We start from the raw sequence: 16,825 nt of genomic DNA on the forward strand, positions 1-16,825 counted from the left end.
GTTATCGGGTGCTAGCTGACAGGCTGCCCAGGTAGGCTGCCACGGCATCGATTTGTTCAGGTGACAGCCGCTCAGCGACCGCGGTCATCAGCTGGTTCGGGTCGTTTGTGCGCTGACCGCTTCGCCAGGCTTCCAGTTGCTGCTTGATGTAGGACGGGTGCTGCCCCGCCAACGCCGGGAAGGCATTACCCACGCCCCGGTTTCCAGGCCCGTGGCAGGTGGAGCAGGGCGGGATGTTGTTGTCCCAATCGCCGCTTTCGGCCAACTTCTGTCCCATTGCCAGCGCTTTGTCGCCTGCGTTGGACGACGATGACGACATTGGAATCGGAAGCTCCGAGTAGTAGGCGGCGATATCCCGGAGTTGCTGATCACTGAAATTGTCCACATTGGGCTGCATCACCGCGTTGACTCGCCGGCCCGCGTTGTAGTCCTGCATCTGTTTGGCGAGATAATCCGCATCCAGTCCGGCCAGTCTCGGGAATCCGGCAGCGGCATTGCCACCACCATCGGGGCCGTGACAGGCCATGCATGGAGCACCGCTGCCGTCGCCCCGGGTTACGAGGCTTGCGCCTTGCTCTGGATTACCCTGCGCCTGGCTGGTTGGTGTGAGTAGCAACGCTGTGCAGCCTGCTATCAGCAGGCGGGAGAATTGACGCTTCATTGTTGACCTCCGCAGGATTGCGGTTCAGGAACGGTGACGGCGGATCTGTTGCCTTACCCTTCCAGTGTAGATCCTGTTGTTGTGTTTTATTGGGAATAACGATATTACACATAGGAATATATCGAATGCTAGCGCTTAACGCGAGCGTGATTCGTGGTAATGGGCTGGAATCCATTGGCCGGGTTGAGTACAGTGCCCCGGGTTTTCATCCCCCGCTAGGTAACCATGGCTGACCTGAACGCTGTCCAGTACATTCTCATTGCTCTGATCTTCGTATGGAGCGGCTTTGTACGCTCGGGTCTGGGGTTTGGTGGTGCCGTGCTGTCGCTGCCTTTTCTGTTGCTGGTACTGGATCAGCCTCTGGTGTTTCTGCCGATCATCGCCGTGCACCTTCTGGTGTTCTCGTCATTGACGATCTGGATGAATAACCGAAAACCGTCTAGCGCTCCCGGCGATGGGGATGCCGTGAGCGAGGGGACGGTGGACTGGCGCTACCTGTGGCGAATCCTCGGCATCATGATTGTGCCGAAACTGATCGGGGTATTTGGCCTGATCACCCTGCCGGGGAATATCCTGAGTGCCATTATTTTCGTGATTGTGGCGCTGTACTCCGTGTCTTACATCGTGAACAAACCTTTCCGAAGTAACAGCAAGGTGGTTGATGCGGTGTTTTTGATGGTTGGGGGTTATATCAGCGGCACGTCCCTGATCGGAGCGCCTCTGATTATTGCTGTGGCGGCTCAGCACCTGCCAAAGGAAAAGCTGCGGGATACGCTGTTTGCCCTTTGGTTCATTCTGGTGATGATCAAGATGGGCGCATTCGTGTGGGCAGGCATCGATCTGCAATTGATACATCACGTGTGGTTGTTGCCCTGCGCGGCCGTCGGGCATGTCATCGGGCTGCAGTTCCACGACCGGATCCTGAAAGCTGAGACGCCGATCTTTTTCCGGATTCTCGGTGCCGTGCTACTGGTAGTCAGTAGCATCGGCATGGTCTCGGTTCTCGGATGATTCCCTGGTTAGCTGGCGCGTCCGAACATGCGTTCAAAGAATCCGGCTGACTTCACATCGGGAATGGGGAGTTCGTTTACTTCCTCCATGGCCCGTCGCCAGAAACGCTGGGGGTCGTCCAGATCCGCTACGCTGCTGCGCTGGTCGGCGGTATAGTGATTGTGTTCGCCTTCCAGGCCACGGCCCATTAATTCAATCGTCCACAGATAAATGGCAGCCCGCACGGTTCTGAGTAGCTGGCTGTAAACGTCGCGACTCAGGTTAATGGCCAGCTCGGCGCTCAGGTTGATCTGCTTCTGCAGAGTTGCCATGGCTTCCTTTTCCAGCTGCACCCGGTTGCCATCACCCTTCTTGCAGCCAACACAGAATTTTTCCAGCACTTTGGTGCCGTCGACGAGGCTCAGGTGGCCATGTTCCCGTGTCTGATCCTCATTTACCGGTGCGGGGATCCAGCCATACTGTGGTGATCGGGCTACAATGTGTCCAGGCAGGTCTCGACGATAGGGTGGCGCTGCGGTTTCGTCTTCATAGCCATCCAGTTCGTTTCGCAGCCAGGCGGCCATCTTCTTCTGGCGCAGCATCATGGCGAGGGTAATGGCGGAGGGCATGATCTGCTCGAGCAGCTCTGCGGAATCCAGGGTGCGTTCCTGGAGATGATTCACGGATGCGGACATGGTTTCCTCCTCCGATAGCCAAGTCTCCGGTCCGCACCGGTGGCTATCAGTCTATTGTTATTGTTTGGATATCCACTGAGTGTCTGGTGACCCGGTGGAGGTGTCTAAAAACTAGACAACAGGTTCGTTTTTGGCTGTTGTAAAACCGTTGTCCTCTGTAACAAGACGTAACGGCAAGGCGGGGGAAGCTTGTTATGAAAACGGAAGAGTTTGAGGCCCGTCGTGCCTCAATGGTGGATGACCAGATTATTGCCCGGGGGATTACGTCTCCCCTGGTGATCGAAGCCATGCGGCGGGTACCGAGGGATCGGTTCGTCATTAACAGCATGATCGATTGCGCCTACGACGACGGCCCATTGCCGATTGGTGCCGGGCAAACCATTTCCCAACCCTACATTGTGGCCTTGATGGCTGAGGCGCTTGAGCTGGACGGGGGAGAAACCGTGTTGGATATTGGCACCGGATCGGGCTACGCCGCCGCTGTTATGGCCTGCATTGCCCGGCAGGTGTTCGGGATTGAACGCATCCCGGAACTTGCCCAGCGAGCCGGGCAGGTTCTGGCAGAGCTGGGCTATGACAATGTGACGGTCCGATGCGCCGATGGCACGCTCGGGTGGCCCGAAAAATCCCCGTTTGATGGCATCTGTGTGGCCGCTGGCGCCCCGGCTGTCCCCGAGGCACTGAAGGCGCAACTGGCGGTCGGAGGACGTCTGGTTATCCCTGTTGGGTCCGAGTACAGCGTGCAGTCATTGCAGCGTATTACCCGGTTGTCCGAGGCGGAATACCGCACGGAAGACCTGGGCGGCGTCCGGTTTGTGCCGCTTCTTGGCGAACAGGGCTGGTCCTGAACGTCTTCTTTTAGCCGGTGGCGTTTGTGCTCTCGAAAATCCGGTCGGCGGATGCCGCGACAAAACCTCTGTAGAGTTCGCCGGTATCGGGTTTGGGATAGCGAAGGGCGAATTCGTAAAAGCAGCTTGGGATCAGGTGTTCACCGTCGGCAAAAAGCATTGGCACCCTGTCAGCCATGGTTGATGACTGTTCCAGCAGATCGTCCGGCGAGCCTTTCACCTCTCCTCCTGACCCATTGATGGTATAGCCGTGAGCTTTCAGCAGGTCATTAACGGCCTGCACGCTATTGAACTGTTCGAGGTGATTAACGCTGACGGTGAAGTGGTTGGCCCGGTAGCCCCAGGCGGCGGTCCACGCAGCGTATTCACTTTCCTTGAGCAGTGCCTGGTAAGTCTCGTAGTTCAGTTCCCAGTGTCGCCCTGAATAGAGAAAATCTTTGGCCTTCACGTTCTCGGTTGATACGTGGGAGACCAACTCGTGAACGATGGTTTGCAGCGCCGGTGAGCATTGATCAACCAGAAGCTCGGAGATAAAGACTTTCGGGGCACCCGGCGCGGGGTGCTCGTAATGCCGTGCAAACAGTTTCTTTGCCTTGAAATGGTATTCGCCGCCAGGGTGATAGCCGAGTGCAAGGAAGTGCTGGGCCAGCGCATCCAGACCGACCGGATGGATGTTGAAGGTTCTCAGGGCGATGTGGTCATTGACGATTTCCCTGCCCTGGCTCTCACCCAGAAGCTGATGAATCTTCTCGGCGGATGGCGTGACCGTCCGGTACTGATTCCAGAGTTCTTCGAACAGGTTTTTCCAGTCAGTGTGCATAGTGTTTCTCCGGAGTCATGGCGATGTGTTCGGGGTGCGTAGCCGGCCGAGTGTTGCCCATGGCAAGTGCCCGGACCGGTGCGCCATTGTCTAGCCCGAGCTGTCGGGACAGGGTCGGAGACATGAGCACCGTCTTGCCTGCGGTGGTTGCATCTGAGGTCACCGTTGCCCGGAAATCTGCCAGCCCGGTATTCGCAACAAGTGTCGGAGTTCCAGCCGCTTCTGGTTGTCCGATTGCCACGGTGCGCAAGCCCCTTGATGTACGAACACTGCGAATGCTGGCCAGAGGGCATTCCACGGTCGGGCCACCATCAAAGACATCCACCAGGCCCCGGAATCGAAAGCCCTCGGCTTCCAGCATCGCAAGGGCCGGGCGGGTCTGTTCATGGACCTTTCCGACCACGCCACGGGCTTCAGCGGACAGCATTGAGGTATAAATCGGGTGATCCGGAATCAGGTCCTCAATGAACTCGGTGTGCCCGGCTCCCACAAGGCTGGTGACCGATGCAAACTCAAGATCTGCAAAGTGGGTCTTCAGGCAGTTCCAGAACGGTGATTGCCCGCCCTCGTCAGAGACACCGCGCATCTCGGCAATGACCGTATCGGAAAAGCGCTCCGGGTGCATCGCCATGAACAGGAAGCGAACCCGCGAGAGTAACTTTCCGGCCAAGGGGCGGCGGTATTCGGGGCGCAGATAGAGCGAGCAGATTTCTGTACAGCCCGTGTAGTGCTGGCAGCGGGTGAGCGTGTCAATCTGGCGGTGAAGCCCCAGATTTCTCGAATGCTGTACCAGCGTGCTGTGACGGAAATGGTAGAGCGGATGGATGCGCCCGACAGATGCCTGTATGCCCGTGGTTCCCATCACTGCGCCCGTTGCTGTGTCCTCCAGTACGAACAGGTAGTACTCGTCACCAGGGGCAGAGAGTGTGCGTTGGAAGCTGTCGACCGAGTGATCAATCTTGCGGGCCAGGGCGTCGCGATCGGGCATCAGCGACGTAAACCCCGGGCCGGACTCCTCGGCAATCCGGAAAAGCGCATCCAGGTCCTTCGGTGCAATGGGGCGGATGATCATGGGCGAGTTCCTGAAAGTGAATTGCCCTCAGTATGAAGATCTGTTGTGTCACTTTGCAGATTCATAATGATCGAATTGATCGGTAATATGATCAAAATGAGATAGATTGAGTTCAAAGTGACAGAAGTTCACTGTGACCGGAAGATAAGGTGATAGATGGATAAGGTGATCGCTAAGCAGGATCGGAAGCTGCTCATGCTCCTGCGGGACAATGCCCGGAGCAGTATCACGGAGCTAGCGCGGGCGCTGGGGGTTTCGCGCTCTACCGTACAGAATCGGATAGCGAAGCTTGAGTCGAGCGGAGTGATACGCGGGTATTCGGTGCAGTTGGGGGGCGCGTTTTCCGCAAACCAGGTCGAGGCGCATGTTTCAATCAAGGTAGTGCAGAAACTGACGGCTCGCACCAATTCGGCTTTGGAGAGTATCAGTCACGTTGCCCAGCTGTATTCTGTCAGCGGGGAATACGACCTCATCGCGATAGTACAGGCTCAGTCCCTTGAGGAGCTGAGCGCAGTACTGGACGACATTGGTAATCTGGAGGGCGTGGAGCGAACGAACTCCGCGGTGGTCCTTGAAACGAGGTTGCGACGCTAGGCGGTTTGCTCGACAACCCGGAATCCCTGTTTGGGGAAATGCAGATGCAACAGCCCGGTTTTTGGGGATGAGCGGGAGATCACCGTCTTTGTGTCATCGGAATAAACCAGGCTGCCCGACACGGGATCGCGTCCGTAATCGGACGGCGCGATGGTCACCGGTGTGCCGGACTCCGCGCCAGGTTCGAGGGGTTCTGGCGTTGCTGAGGCAGCCATTGCAATCGCGTCCTCTGGTGTGATCTCTCGGGGGCTACCATGCCCGAACGCCTTCATGCGTGCCATCCACGCTGACACCCTGGGCGCGTTCTCCAGCCAGGGTTTGCCTGCAAGATCGCACACGAACCACAAACCATGATACGCGGAAAAGTCTGCAATGCAGGGCGTTGGGCCGAACAGAAAATCCTGTGACAACCGGTTTTCGAGGTCTGCTATGTGATCAAGGACTTTTCGTTTCGCCTCCGCTCCGCGGACAGCTTTCACTCGGGCTTTACGACCCATGTTGATCCTGTCCTTGAGAAAGCGGAAGGTGTTGATCAGCGAGGTCTCGCGAATCAGCCTGCGGAGCATCCGGCCGTCGCTCGCGGCAATGACGCACGCGAGAAAAATGTCGAGGTCTGCCTTGCGAACGAACGCCTGAACTTCTTCCGGTTGATTTTCCAGAGCAAGCTCGGGTTTTCCACTGAGGCGGGCGATTTCGGACGCGATCGTACGGGTGTCGCAGAATATATCCGCACCCCGTTGTGCCACAGGAACCTTACGATAGCCCCCGGCGAGAGCTTCCAGCACGGGACGTGGGGGCATTTCGCGGACGGTCACTGACAGCCACGAAAGCTCTGAATAGCCAAGCATGGCCCTGATTTTTTCGGAAAAGGGGGAAAGTGCGTAATGGAACAGTGTCAATTCAGCCACGGAAGCGGGTCCTTCTGCAATTTAGTCAAGGGTACAGCAGAAGGGGGCTTATACGGACCTGTCAGGCCTGTCTTTCGGGGCCAGCTGTTCGGACGTCAGGCGCCGAGCAGACCCGCGTACGCGCAATAGAAAAACGCTGCCGATCCAACCAGAATCACGCCCCAGGCTGGAAAAACCAGAACAGATCGAGTCGTTGTTCTCATAGTCACCTCCTGCAGTGATGCTATCCGTTACGCCTCATTGGTCAATGTAGATCATTCTTGACGGATGTCACGGATCAATTGTTGAGATTGCGTTTGTGGTTTGTGACCAGGTTCCCAGTGATAACGAATTGGTCACTGAGCAAGGTGGATATTGCTATTGAGCTGACCGGGAATCTGTCTACTATGAACTCAGACCGATTAAGACCCACAAGAACAACAAAGGAGCCATTGATGGCCGTAGATCCGCAGAAGCAGACATCCGTCCATTGTCTTTATTACTGGGCCGCACAGAGCCCGGATACCGTCTATCTGACACAGCCTTATCCCGATGGCCGGGTTGAAGACATCACCTGGAGACAGGCCGCCGACCAGGTGTCCAGAATGGTGGCGCACCTGAACAGCCTTGGTTTGCCGGAGCGCAGCAATATCGCAATTCTTGGCAAGAACAGTGCCCACTGGATTCTCGCTGATCTGGCTATCTGGGCTTCGGGCCATGTGTCGGTGCCCCTGTATCCGACCTTGAATGGCGACACGGCGGCTTACGTCCTCGAACACTGCGAAGCAAAGCTGATGTTCCTTGGCAAGCTGGACGGGACCGCGGACGGATGGAACGACATCAAAGGCCATATTCCCGAGGATCTACCGCTCATTTCTCTGCCCATGTCACCGCGCGATGATACCCCTAAGTGGCAGGACATTGTTGCCCAGTCCGCACCTGCGGAACCGATACTTCCTGACCCGGACGATCTGGCAACCATGGTCTATACCTCTGGCAGTACCGGGCGCCCCAAGGGCGTCATGCATAGCTTCCGGACCATGATTTCGGTGGCGGACGGCCTTCAGCAGCTTTTCCCGGTGTCGTCCGAGGAGCGCATGTTGTCCTACCTCCCACTGGCCCATGTGGCGGAGCGGGCGGCGGTTGAAACCCAGTCGCTGTACTACGGTTTTCACCTGTATTTCGCCAATTCCCTCGATACCTTCCAGGAAGATCTTCAGCGGGCAAGGCCGACGCTGTTCTTCTCCGTGCCCAGGCTATGGATGAAATTCTATCTGGGTGTCAACGCAAAGCTGCCACCGAAGAAGCAGAAGCTTCTGTTCAAGCTGCCTGTGGTTAACTCCATCGTGAAAAAGAAAGTGCTCAGGCAACTGGGGCTTGATCACTGTCGGGCAGCGCTGACCGGGGCTGCGCCCCTGTCGGCCGACATTATCGACTGGTATCGGAATCTCGGGCTGGAGTTGCTCGAGGTTTACGGCATGTCAGAAAATTTCGGTTATTCCCACGCCAACCGACCCGGTCAGGCCAAGGTAGGCACTGTCGGTATGGCCAACCCTGGCGTACTGCACCGGATTGGCGAGGGCGGCGAAGTTCAGGTGAAAAGCCCGGGCCAGATGTTGGGGTACTACAAGAATGAAGAGAAAACTCGCGAGGACCTTACCGAAGACGGGTTCCTGAAAACCGGCGACATGGGTGAGATTGACAGTGATGGTTGCCTGCGAATCACCGGCCGGGTGAAGGATCTGTTCAAGACCGCCAAGGGAAAATATGTGGTGCCGGTGCCCATCGAAAACCGTTTCAACCATCCCAAAGCCGAGGTGGTGTGCGTGGCCGGGGCAAATCAACCGCAACCCTGCCTGATGGTTCTGCTGTCGGAAGAGGCACGGCAAGAGTTGGAATCGGGTGCGGAACGGTCTGAGCTGGAACAGGAACTGACCGCGGAACTGGATGCCGTCAATGCCGCCAGTGAGGCTCATGAAAAGCTGGCATTCCTGGTCATTGTCCGGGAGCCCTGGAGCATGGAGAACGGTATGCTGACGCCAACCATGAAGATCAAGCGTAACGTGATCGAGGACTACTACACCCGGAAGATGGATGAGTGGTTCGGGCAGAAGCAGAAAGTGATCTGGGAGTTCTGATACTCCGGGAGGTAAGCTCGCTTGCGGGTAACAAAAAACGCCGGCGCCTCATGTTGAGGTCGCCGGCGTTTTCGTATCCGATCCTGAAAGCTGATTGCCTGATGCAATCGCCCTGGCCGGGTAATCAGTGACCGCCCTGCATCTGGGTGAGGTCCTGGGCAACGGTCTCGGCCTTGCGGTTCCAGGACCGGAGCTTGCGGCTGATAAACTGTCCCACCTGCGCGGCGGCTGCGCGGGTATACTGGCTCCGCACGTCAGCACCATTGTGGAGGATGCTGGACGGCAGTGGGTTTACGGTTGCGGTACGGTTCTGAATCATGGAGCCTTCCCCCCTTGTCTGGTGGATTAGTTAGCGATCTATCTTTAATTTACACGATATTCTAAGGATACTTTTTTGCAGCTTAAATACGTTAAAATCCGTACTCATGTTGCAAATATGCAGTAATTATGGACTGGGATTATCTTCGATACATACGGGCTCTGGCAATAGGTGGAACGCTTGCCAAGGCCGGAGAATTGCTGGGCGTTCACCAAACCACTGTTTTACGTAGACTTGATCAGATGGAGGAGTCTCTCGGCGTTCAGTTTTTTGAGCGGAACCGGGACGGATTGCAGCTGACGCCGGTCGGTGAAACCGCTTTCAGAAAGGCGGAAAAGCTGGCGGTGGAAATGGAAAACCTGCAACGAAAACTGGTTGGACAGGACGATTCGGCGCCGGTTGGCAAGGTGCGGGTTGCGGCCGAAGACGCGATGATGAATACGTTACTCAGCCCGATTCTGGCGACACTGGTTCGGGAGTTTCCGGACATTGAGCTGGAGGTCCTCACCGACAACGATGTGGCTAACCTCAGCCATCGCGAGGCAGACCTGACCCTTCGGCCGGAAAACAAACCCCAGGCGACGTTGGAGGGCGAGCGAATTGCCGCCATCGAGTCCGCTGTTTACGGTTCTGCACTGTACTGCCGTCGAAACCGGAGTATGGACCTGGAGAATAGCCCGGAGGATGTCACCTGGATTGTTCCGGACGAAACCTTCAGCCATCTTGCCACCGGGCGCTGGTACCGCAAACAGTTGAAAAACGTGACCTCTGTGATTCGCTGCAATAGCTTGCAGTCCATGCACTCACTGGCCAGATCCGGTGCCGGTGTGGCGGTGCTTCCCTGTTATCTGGGAGATAGTGTAAAGGAGCTGAGACGGCTCTCGGACCCGCTGGAGGGAGAAAGTGTGGATCTGTGGCTGCATGTGAACCAGGACACCCAGCAGATGGCGCGGGTTCGCATTGTCATGGAATATCTCGTGGAGCGGCTCCAGGCACTGGAATCCTCTATCGAAATCAGCACAACCTTCTGACAGGGTTGAATATCAGGCTTCACAGAACGGCCAGAACTGATACCAGCGCCAGCATTGAAACTCCTGTTCACAGTTCTGGAGCTGGTTGTCATAGCGGAACGCCCGGTTCTGGACCCGCTGCGCCAGTGCCGTGACATCGGGTTTCTGTTTGTGGCTTCCACGTTGATAGCCGCCTCGCCCTTCATGATAGGCCAGGTAGAGATGACGCGGGTTATAAAAGCCGACACCAGCCTGTTTCCGGGTCAGGTGGTTGTACCAGCCGACAAAGTCGAGTGCGTATTCCATGTCCGTTCGGACGACGTACCACTTCCCGTTGTTGGCCTCCAGGTATTCCCGCCAGGCCGGGTCAAGGGCCTGGGCATAGCCATAGGCTGTCGTTGGGCGAGCCCAGGGTATGACCCCCCAGAGCTTTGTCCTGGGTGGCTGTGCGTGGCTGCGAAAGGACGACTCGTAATAGACAAAAGCCATCTGGGTGGCGATTGGCGTGCCCCATCGCTCCTGTGAATTCCTCGCATAGTCATACCATGCTGGGTGCTCGCGAAAGATTTCGCACAGGTTGTCCGGATTGGCGGGAGGCGAGGGTGCCAGCAGGCTGAATCTAAGGGTGGCCCAAATGCCAATCAGCAGGCCGACAACCGGAAACCCATACCAACTGAGCCGTGAACGCAGGATTTTTCCTACCAAACCGTCATCTCCGACAGCCGCCGATTGCTTGCCGAACCCGGGTCGACCGTGTCATAAACGAAATATCCATACCTCAGGATGATAGAGACATGATGCTTCGTACCCTAGTTAAACCTGTTTTAGTTGTCGGCCTGTTATTCAGTGTTCAGGCCTACGCGTCGCCGTCCGCCTCCGACGTCCTGGAAGTCTCCCCAGTTGACGACATTGTGGCCCTGTATCCAGCGATGATGAAGGAGGGGATCCGGGAGGGGCTTAAGCAGAGTGGTGGCGTCCCGCCCATGGTGGCCCAAACCATTGGCCATGTGGTGACCAGCAGTTTCACGGAGGCGGAGATTGAAAAGCAGATCGTGGACAACTTGGAAAGCGGGCTGTCTGAACATCAGCTCAAGGCCGTCCACGACTGGTATCAGACACCGGTTGCGAAGAAAATCTCCCAAGCTGAAATTGCCGCCTCGGATCCCGCGAACTGGCAGGGTATTCAGGCCAGGGCTTCCGAGCTGAACAAAAAGTATCAGGGCAGTGAGCGAGCGAAGAAGTTTGATCGCTTTGATCGGGCGGCCCGGGCGACGGAGAGTGCTGTCGATACCTCGATTGCTGTTCAATTGAGTATGGCGTCTGCTGTTTCTGCCCTGAGCGGGGAATCAGTGCATTACGATGCCATCAAGCAAAAGATCGAAGGCCAGCGCAGCATGCTTCGGGGGGTGGTTGGCCAGCAGGTGTATGACAGTTACCTTTACACCTATGAGAATATCAGCGACCAGGAGCTTGGCCTGTACCTGGACTTCCTGGAAAGCGGCCCGGGCGCGGCCTTTTCAGAGATCGTGACCGACAGTATCCAGCAGGCCATTACGGATCCGATCGAGTCGATGGGTGGCCAGATTGCGCGTTTTCTGGCTCCGGCACCAGCAGCCGGTCAGTAAAGCCGGCTAGTTCACGGTAAACCGCGTCGCGCTTGCGTGCATACCGATGGGAAAAGTGAAAGGCGATCAGCTGGCGGACTCCGGCCTGATTGGCGATGCGGGCAGTCGCGTCTGTGGTCAGATGATGGGTCCGTTTGGCCTGCTCGGTGTCGGCGACCATGAACGATGCTTCGCAGAACAGGGTGTGCGCACCGGCGGCGAGATTGGTGAGATTCCGGATGTTGCCTGGCGTGTCGGCAAAGTCGGTTGCGTAGACAATGGCTTGTCCGGCCTCCTGTTTCAGAATTTTCGAGGCCAGGGTGCCGGCCCGATAGGTTTCGCCATTCCCTGGGCAGATCAGCTTGTCAGGTTGTTTTTTCAGCACGGCCATCTTCAGGTCATGAAGCCAGGGCCCTGCTTTGGCATCTATGTCAGACAGACTGTTTTTGCGCACCTGTAGCTTCCCGAAAGGCTCCCAGGCATAAGCCAGTACTGGAGTGCCATGGTCGAGTTGTGTGGCGCGAACCCGGAACTCCGGTTCGTGCAGGAGTTCTCCATTCGGGGTCGGCTGGTCTTGCAATGGCTCGGGTGTCTCGCCTGAAACCAGCCGCCACCGCTTCATGTGATCACCGTGCCACTCATGAACGACAAACCTTGGAGCGCGGTCCTCCACCCGATCCCACAGAACCCCCTTGGTGATGCCTGAAATATGCTCCAGCAACCCCGGTGGGCCATAGAGCCGGCAGGCGGGAAAATGGCCAATCCGGCTGCGCATGAACCACATGAATCCGCCAATATGGTCAGCATGGCAGTGGGTAATAAATACGTCGCTGACCTGATGGGCAGAGCGCAGTGCCATTCGGCCACTGTCGCCCATGTCGAACAGCAGGCTCCGGGCCTCATGGATCAACCGGAGCTGAAGCAGGGGGTCTCCGCCAATACCATTCACCAGTGTTGCGATCGCCGGCCCGACCCGGACGGCAACCTGTGGATCTCCGGCGACGCTGGTGAGTGCTCCCAGCTCGACGCGGACTTCAAATGCGCGTTGGTCAGACTGTGTATGGGGCATACGTCGGACTCCGGGCGTGTGACGATCACGTTGCTCAGGTGTGATCAATATTTGTACATCCTGGGTTTTCGGTCCACTCTCCAAAGTATATGCAACCGAGGAGCTACGCCATGGATTTCAACGCCTATCAGAAAGCGTTGCCCAGGGAGCTTCGAGGCATGGAGTGCCCTTTTCCGGAGGATGAGTATGCCCGCCGCCTGACGAGAGTGCGTGACCTTATGGCGGTATCCGACCTGGATGCCTTGTTGCTGACTGATCCCTCCGACATTTTTTATCTGTGTGGCTACAGCACGTTTGAGGTGTCCGTTCACATCGCGCTGGTGGTGACGGAATCCTCTCTGATGCTTCAGGTGCCCTCCATTGAGATGGGGCCGGCGGTCATTACGACCCGGGTTGAGGTTGTTTCCGGTTATCGCTGGGAGGGTATCGGGGAAGTGCTTACGCCTCTGGTTGAAGCCCTGAACGATTCCGCGGATACCGTCGGAGTGGATGCCTGGCATGGATCGCTTCGTCAGGGCGTGTTGGAAGGGCTCAAGTCTCGCCTGCCGGGTGTGCGTTTTATCCACAGTGGAGGCCTGGTGAAAAAGGTCCGCATCGTCAAGTCACCGGCGGAGCTGGATTACCTGCGCCAGAGTGCGGATATTACCGCCACGGGACTGGCTGCCGCAGCCGCGGCCGTGAGGCCGGGAACAACCGACAACGAGGTGGCTGCCACGGGAGCGGAGGCCTTGTTGGCTGCTGGCAGTGAATTCATGAGTATGCAGCCTATTGTTACCAGCGGTCGGCGCAGCAGTGTCATTCACACCAATCACAATCGCTGCCGCATTGAAGAAGGGGAACCGGTGTTCCTGGAATTCGGATCGTCCTGGAACCGCTACACGGCTCCGATGATGCAAACCGTTGTCGCGGGGAGCCCGACGCCGGAGATGCGGGATGTATTCGATGGCTGCAGACGCCTGGTCGACACATTGCTCGACAGCGTAAAGCCGGGCGTGACCTTTGATGAGGCGGCTACCCGTGCCGAGGCCGCCATGTCAGGGTTGGCTGGCAAGGTGTTTTTCTCGGGAGTGTTTGGCTACACGGTGGGTGCCCAGTTCCCTCCATCCTGGGTGGAAGGCTCCGGCTTCATCGCACGGGGAGGCAATGCCGAGTTTCGGCCCGGCATGGTCTTCCATCTGCCGATTTGTCTGAGAATACCGGGGAAATGGGGGATCGGGAGTAGCGAAACGATTACGGTGACTGACCATGGGGCAGAGCCGATAACCCGAAACCCGTGGTTGCTGGGATGACTGTATGGACTATTGCAGCCGGAGTTCTTTGAGTATGACTGTGCGGGGCCTGGGCAAATGGGTAGCGAACAGCCCCAGGCGTCGAATCCGGCCCATATCCATGTCCCGGCTTTCCGGGGCTTCGCGGATTGTGTCCAGAGGAATGACAAACCGGTTGTCGCCTGTGGCGAGTAGTAGGCGCTGATTGAACCGGTCGGAATAGCGGTTGTTATCTTCATGGGCGACGTCGTGAATGCGGATGGTCATTTGCAGCGGGGCCTGCTCCGGGTTATACAGGCTCAGGATCAGTTGCTGATAGTCCCGCCAGTCGCCGGCAAGGTTTTGCAGCGTTGCCCCCGAGTATGTTTCGGTGCCCATGTGGATGGATAGCCCGCCGGAGGCGTCATCCACTTTCGATACCTGCCCACGCCAGAACAGGGAAGGATCGCTGCGGGTAAAATCGTAAAGTTGGGGGAGTTGCTGATGCACCTGAAACTGTTGCAAGGCGACTGTTGCTGTTGAGGCCAGCTCCAGGGCCGCCAGTAAGGCGGTAGACAGTTTCAGAACTCTGCCACCTGCTGGCGTTGGTCTGCTGGGAAACCAGGCCAGAACCAGCCACATACCGATCAGGTTGCGGAGCACATCGTGCCAATCCATGTCCCGTCCCAGTCCGGACTGGATTGTTTCTATTGCAAGCCCAAGGGCCAGTAGTATCGCCGTGGGGGCAAACCAGAGCCGCCAGCCCCGGAACCAGCGCCAGGGCTGAATACCGAGAGTGAAGAGCGCGAAAAGGCCAATGTGGCCGAGGTTCCAGACGGATCGAAGTAATGGGCCGGAGGAGTAGTCCGGGCCGCCGATGAAGAGCAGCGGGGTAATCAGGAAGGCGCCCAACAGGGCCAGCGAGCGCAGTCGCTGTCTTGTTTGGGCGCCTTTTGTCGCCGTGCTGGCGAGCATCAGCTACGGCTGGTGACTTCCAGCAAGTGGTAGCCGAATTGGGTCTGGATAGGACCAATCACGGTGTTCAGGTCGCTGCTGAACACGGCCTTGTCGAACTCGGGAACCATCTGGCCCGGGCCGAAAGAACCGAGGTCACCGCCGTTGCGGCCAGACGGGCAGGAGGAATGCTGCTTGGCAACTTCAGCGAAGTCCTGACCGCCTTCGATGGCTTTTTTCAGTTCTTCGCACTTGGCTTCGCTGTCCACCAGGATGTGGCGTGCTGTTGCTTGAGTCATGGTTCTGTTCCCATTGTTGGTTGGTAATTACTTCTGGGGAGAATGCTGCCCTGACAGGGCTGTGTAGGCAAGTGCTTTTTGTCTGCTGTCTCAATTCCGGTTGGTTCCCTGTAGTATGTTGGGCCTGCACCTGTGAGCTTGGCTTTGGGTGCGGTGAGAGTGCGGGTCGCCAGCTCAAAAAAACGCTCCTGGCGGCACATCCTTGTGGCGCTTGGGCTTCGCCATCCATGGCTTCGCACATTTTTTGAGCTGGCGACCCGCACTCTCAGGCACGCTTTGGAGTTGCCTTCCACTGGGTTACAGGAGACATCGTTTGGAGAATGTTCTGGTCGTTGAGTCGACGCGTAAATGGGTCGAGGACGTTGTGGTCGGCTACAACCTGTGTCCGTTCGCCAAACGGGAACTGGTCAGAAACCGGGTGCGCTTTGTGGTTTCGGAGGCCACAACCGAAGACGAGTTGCTTCGGGATCTGCATGCCGAATTGCACCGCCTCGATGACGAGCCTGAGATCGAAACCACGTTGCTGATCCATCCGCATGCGTTAACGGACTTCGGCGCGTACAACGACTTTCTGGACGCAGCCGATGGCCTGCTGGCGTTTCTGGAGATGGATGGTATTTATCAGATTGCCAGTTTCCACCCGGACTACCAGTTTGAGGGCACGGACCCGGAGGCGGCGGAGAATTACACCAACCGTTCGCCGTTTCCTATGCTGCACCTGTTGCGGGAGGCCAGTCTGGAAGCGGCGATTGAAAACTATCCGGACATTGATGCCGTGCCGGCCCGGAACATCGAGTTGATGAATGATCTGGGCGCGGAGAGGATGCGGGCACTTCTTGCCAGTTGCATGCTGGGCAAACAATAAACGACGTTGAGGTTATCTTTTGGGACTTCTTTTTGAGCAGATCGACAGCCAACCCTCGGCTATTGGTGAGATAACACTGCGGCGGCGCCGTATTCCGGCCATCAGTGACCGGGACGTATACGAGGTCAAGCTGGGTGAGGAATTCCTGATGTCCAGCATGTTTGTGGACGCTGAAATTGCGCTGTCAGATATTGGCCTGAATGCGGCCGAGGGTGAGTCCCTGAGAGTGGTGGTTGGTGGCCTTGGTCTGGGCTACACCGCGGTCGCGGCCCTGCAGCATGAGCGGGTGGATGAGCTGTTGGTGGTTGAGTATCTTGAGCCGGTCATACGTTGGCATCAGCAGGCGCTTGTTCCCCTCGGGGCTGATCTGAACGCAGACAGCCGGAGCCGGTATGTCCATGGTAGTTTTTTTGATCTTGCGGTTGCTGATCCGGAATCTGGTGGCTTTGATCCCGACGCTCCGGGAAGCACATTCGATGCGATTCTCCTTGATATTGACCATTCTCCGAGAGCCCTGTTGCACGACTCCAGCGCCAGTTTCTACACCACCGAAAATATCTCCCGGATGGCGCGACAGTTGAATCCTCGGGGGATCTTCGCCATGTGGTCCAACGAGGGTGAGGATGACGATTTTATGAAGGTGTTGCGGCAGGTGTTCATCGATGTTGAGTGTCACGTCGTAACCTTCTTTAACCCGTTCCAGAACAGGGAGTCGTTCAACACGGTGTATGTTGCCCGGAAGCCGGGCTGATT

At 57.2% G+C, this 16,825-nt stretch carries 19 protein-coding genes; 9 read left to right on the forward strand and 10 right to left on the reverse strand.

Annotated elements, in window-relative coordinates; all coding sequences use genetic code 11:
* Nucleotide 1: 1 nt before the first annotated feature.
* Entirely contained in the window at nt 2–661 is a 660-nt protein-coding gene (locus tag D777_RS07810) for a c-type cytochrome (RefSeq protein WP_036130296.1), read from the reverse strand.
* 225 nt (nt 662–886) lie between these two features.
* Between D777_RS07810 and D777_RS07815 the strand changes: the two genes are divergently transcribed.
* Nucleotides 887–1,672, forward strand: a complete 786-nt coding sequence (locus D777_RS07815; RefSeq protein WP_036130299.1) for a TSUP family transporter — start codon at nt 887–889, stop codon at nt 1,670–1,672.
* Nucleotides 1,673–1,680: 8 nt separating this feature from the next.
* On the opposite strand, the gene D777_RS07820 is transcribed toward D777_RS07815, so the two are convergent.
* Nucleotides 1,681–2,346: an AbiTii domain-containing protein gene (locus D777_RS07820; RefSeq protein WP_036130301.1), complete on the reverse strand. Its 666-nt coding sequence runs from the start codon at nt 2,344–2,346 to the stop codon at nt 1,681–1,683.
* A 194-nt stretch (nt 2,347–2,540) separates the two neighbouring features.
* On the opposite strand from D777_RS07820, the gene D777_RS07825 reads away from it, so the two are divergent.
* Nucleotides 2,541–3,194 carry a protein-L-isoaspartate(D-aspartate) O-methyltransferase gene (locus D777_RS07825; protein ID WP_036130303.1) on the forward strand — a complete coding sequence of 218 codons (654 nt, stop codon included), beginning with the start codon at nt 2,541–2,543 and terminating at the stop codon, nt 3,192–3,194.
* A gap of 10 nt (nt 3,195–3,204) precedes the next feature.
* Here the strand turns inward: D777_RS07825 and D777_RS07830 are convergent, their stop codons facing one another.
* Together D777_RS07830 and astA are read right to left on the reverse strand one after the other, a co-directional pair.
* Nucleotides 3,205–4,014: a DUF1338 domain-containing protein gene (locus D777_RS07830; RefSeq protein WP_036130305.1), complete on the reverse strand. Its 810-nt coding sequence runs from the start codon at nt 4,012–4,014 to the stop codon at nt 3,205–3,207.
* Nucleotides 4,004–5,086 (reverse strand): arginine N-succinyltransferase, encoded by a 1,083-nt coding sequence (gene astA / locus D777_RS07835; RefSeq protein ID WP_036130306.1) that lies wholly within the window; start codon nt 5,084–5,086, stop codon nt 4,004–4,006. The genes D777_RS07830 and astA overlap by 11 nt, the downstream gene beginning before the upstream one ends.
* A gap of 156 nt (nt 5,087–5,242) precedes the next feature.
* Here astA and D777_RS07840 point away from each other — a divergent pair, with 156 nt between their 5' ends.
* Nucleotides 5,243–5,680 carry an Lrp/AsnC family transcriptional regulator gene (locus D777_RS07840; RefSeq protein ID WP_227501710.1) on the forward strand — a complete coding sequence of 146 codons (438 nt, stop codon included), beginning with the start codon at nt 5,243–5,245 and terminating at the stop codon, nt 5,678–5,680.
* Here the strand turns inward: D777_RS07840 and D777_RS07845 are convergent.
* Nucleotides 5,677–6,588, reverse strand: coding sequence for a glutathione S-transferase family protein (locus D777_RS07845; protein ID WP_036130307.1), 912 nt, complete (start codon nt 6,586–6,588; stop codon nt 5,677–5,679). The genes D777_RS07840 and D777_RS07845 overlap by 4 nt on opposite strands.
* Before the next feature lie 434 nt (nt 6,589–7,022).
* Between D777_RS07845 and D777_RS07850 the strand changes: the two genes are divergently transcribed.
* Nucleotides 7,023–8,705 carry an AMP-binding protein gene (locus D777_RS07850; RefSeq protein ID WP_036130308.1) on the forward strand — a complete coding sequence of 561 codons (1,683 nt, stop codon included), beginning with the start codon at nt 7,023–7,025 and terminating at the stop codon, nt 8,703–8,705.
* A gap of 124 nt (nt 8,706–8,829) precedes the next feature.
* Here D777_RS07850 and D777_RS07855 read toward each other — a convergent pair whose 3' ends face one another.
* Entirely contained in the window at nt 8,830–9,024 is a 195-nt protein-coding gene (locus D777_RS07855) for a hypothetical protein (RefSeq protein WP_036130310.1), read from the reverse strand.
* 128 nt (nt 9,025–9,152) lie between these two features.
* Here D777_RS07855 and D777_RS07860 point away from each other — a divergent pair, with 128 nt between their 5' ends.
* Entirely contained in the window at nt 9,153–10,055 is a 903-nt protein-coding gene (locus tag D777_RS07860; RefSeq protein WP_036130312.1) for a LysR family transcriptional regulator, read from the forward strand.
* A 12-nt stretch (nt 10,056–10,067) separates the two neighbouring features.
* Here the strand turns inward: D777_RS07860 and D777_RS07865 are convergent, their stop codons facing one another.
* Complete coding sequence (locus tag D777_RS07865) at nt 10,068–10,739, reverse strand: transglycosylase SLT domain-containing protein (RefSeq protein ID WP_051669010.1); 672 nt, start codon at nt 10,737–10,739, stop codon at nt 10,068–10,070.
* 89 nt (nt 10,740–10,828) lie between these two features.
* Here D777_RS07865 and D777_RS07870 point away from each other — a divergent pair, with 89 nt between their 5' ends.
* Nucleotides 10,829–11,659 carry a DUF2059 domain-containing protein gene (locus tag D777_RS07870; protein WP_036130315.1) on the forward strand — a complete coding sequence of 277 codons (831 nt, stop codon included), beginning with the start codon at nt 10,829–10,831 and terminating at the stop codon, nt 11,657–11,659.
* On the opposite strand, the gene D777_RS07875 is transcribed toward D777_RS07870, so the two are convergent.
* Nucleotides 11,586–12,707, reverse strand: coding sequence for an MBL fold metallo-hydrolase (locus tag D777_RS07875; protein WP_051669011.1), 1,122 nt, complete (start codon nt 12,705–12,707; stop codon nt 11,586–11,588). The genes D777_RS07870 and D777_RS07875 overlap by 74 nt on opposite strands.
* Before the next feature lie 110 nt (nt 12,708–12,817).
* Here D777_RS07875 and D777_RS07880 point away from each other — a divergent pair, with 110 nt between their 5' ends.
* Nucleotides 12,818–13,996, forward strand: a complete 1,179-nt coding sequence (locus D777_RS07880; RefSeq protein WP_036130318.1) for a M24 family metallopeptidase — start codon at nt 12,818–12,820, stop codon at nt 13,994–13,996.
* A 9-nt stretch (nt 13,997–14,005) separates the two neighbouring features.
* Here D777_RS07880 and D777_RS07885 read toward each other — a convergent pair whose 3' ends face one another.
* Together D777_RS07885 and D777_RS07890 are read right to left on the reverse strand one after the other, a co-directional pair.
* Nucleotides 14,006–14,929 (reverse strand): VanZ family protein, encoded by a 924-nt coding sequence (locus D777_RS07885; RefSeq protein ID WP_036130321.1) that lies wholly within the window; start codon nt 14,927–14,929, stop codon nt 14,006–14,008.
* Complete coding sequence (locus D777_RS07890; RefSeq protein ID WP_036130324.1) at nt 14,929–15,207, reverse strand: peptidylprolyl isomerase; 279 nt, start codon at nt 15,205–15,207, stop codon at nt 14,929–14,931. Before D777_RS07890 ends, D777_RS07885 begins: the two co-directional genes overlap by 1 nt.
* Nucleotides 15,208–15,520: 313 nt before the next feature.
* On the opposite strand from D777_RS07890, the gene D777_RS07895 reads away from it, so the two are divergent.
* Both D777_RS07895 and D777_RS07900 read left to right on the forward strand, forming a co-directional pair.
* The gene (locus D777_RS07895; protein WP_036130327.1) at nt 15,521–16,072 is read left to right on the forward strand and encodes a DUF1415 domain-containing protein; all 552 of its coding nucleotides are present in this window, start codon (nt 15,521–15,523) and stop codon (nt 16,070–16,072) included.
* A gap of 19 nt (nt 16,073–16,091) precedes the next feature.
* Nucleotides 16,092–16,823, forward strand: coding sequence for a polyamine aminopropyltransferase (locus D777_RS07900; RefSeq protein ID WP_036130328.1), 732 nt, complete (start codon nt 16,092–16,094; stop codon nt 16,821–16,823).
* Nucleotides 16,824–16,825 lie beyond the last annotated feature (2 nt).

Origin of the sequence: Marinobacter nitratireducens (assembly GCF_000708045.1) — a bacterium.
GTDB lineage: Bacteria > Pseudomonadota > Gammaproteobacteria > Pseudomonadales > Oleiphilaceae > Marinobacter > Marinobacter nitratireducens.

What these genes read in the sequence shown, in the direction of transcription:
- D777_RS07810 (WP_036130296.1), bottom strand. Translation starts at nt 661, where the DNA reads ATGAAGCGTCAATTCTCCCGCCTGCTGATAGCAGGCTGCACAGCGTTG.
- D777_RS07815 (WP_036130299.1), top strand. Translation starts at nt 887, where the DNA reads ATGGCTGACCTGAACGCTGTCCAGTACATTCTCATTGCTCTGATCTTC.
- D777_RS07820 (WP_036130301.1), bottom strand. Translation starts at nt 2,346, where the DNA reads ATGTCCGCATCCGTGAATCATCTCCAGGAACGCACCCTGGATTCCGCA.
- D777_RS07825 (WP_036130303.1), top strand. Translation starts at nt 2,541, where the DNA reads ATGAAAACGGAAGAGTTTGAGGCCCGTCGTGCCTCAATGGTGGATGAC.
- D777_RS07830 (WP_036130305.1), bottom strand. Translation starts at nt 4,014, where the DNA reads ATGCACACTGACTGGAAAAACCTGTTCGAAGAACTCTGGAATCAGTAC.
- astA (WP_036130306.1), bottom strand. Translation starts at nt 5,086, where the DNA reads ATGATCATCCGCCCCATTGCACCGAAGGACCTGGATGCGCTTTTCCGG.
- D777_RS07840 (WP_227501710.1), top strand. Translation starts at nt 5,243, where the DNA reads ATGGATAAGGTGATCGCTAAGCAGGATCGGAAGCTGCTCATGCTCCTG.
- D777_RS07850 (WP_036130308.1), top strand. Translation starts at nt 7,023, where the DNA reads ATGGCCGTAGATCCGCAGAAGCAGACATCCGTCCATTGTCTTTATTAC.
- D777_RS07855 (WP_036130310.1), bottom strand. Translation starts at nt 9,024, where the DNA reads ATGATTCAGAACCGTACCGCAACCGTAAACCCACTGCCGTCCAGCATC.
- D777_RS07860 (WP_036130312.1), top strand. Translation starts at nt 9,153, where the DNA reads ATGGACTGGGATTATCTTCGATACATACGGGCTCTGGCAATAGGTGGA.
- D777_RS07870 (WP_036130315.1), top strand. Translation starts at nt 10,829, where the DNA reads ATGATGCTTCGTACCCTAGTTAAACCTGTTTTAGTTGTCGGCCTGTTA.
- D777_RS07875 (WP_051669011.1), bottom strand. Translation starts at nt 12,707, where the DNA reads ATGCCCCATACACAGTCTGACCAACGCGCATTTGAAGTCCGCGTCGAG.
- D777_RS07880 (WP_036130318.1), top strand. Translation starts at nt 12,818, where the DNA reads ATGGATTTCAACGCCTATCAGAAAGCGTTGCCCAGGGAGCTTCGAGGC.
- D777_RS07885 (WP_036130321.1), bottom strand. Translation starts at nt 14,929, where the DNA reads ATGCTCGCCAGCACGGCGACAAAAGGCGCCCAAACAAGACAGCGACTG.
- D777_RS07890 (WP_036130324.1), bottom strand. Translation starts at nt 15,207, where the DNA reads ATGACTCAAGCAACAGCACGCCACATCCTGGTGGACAGCGAAGCCAAG.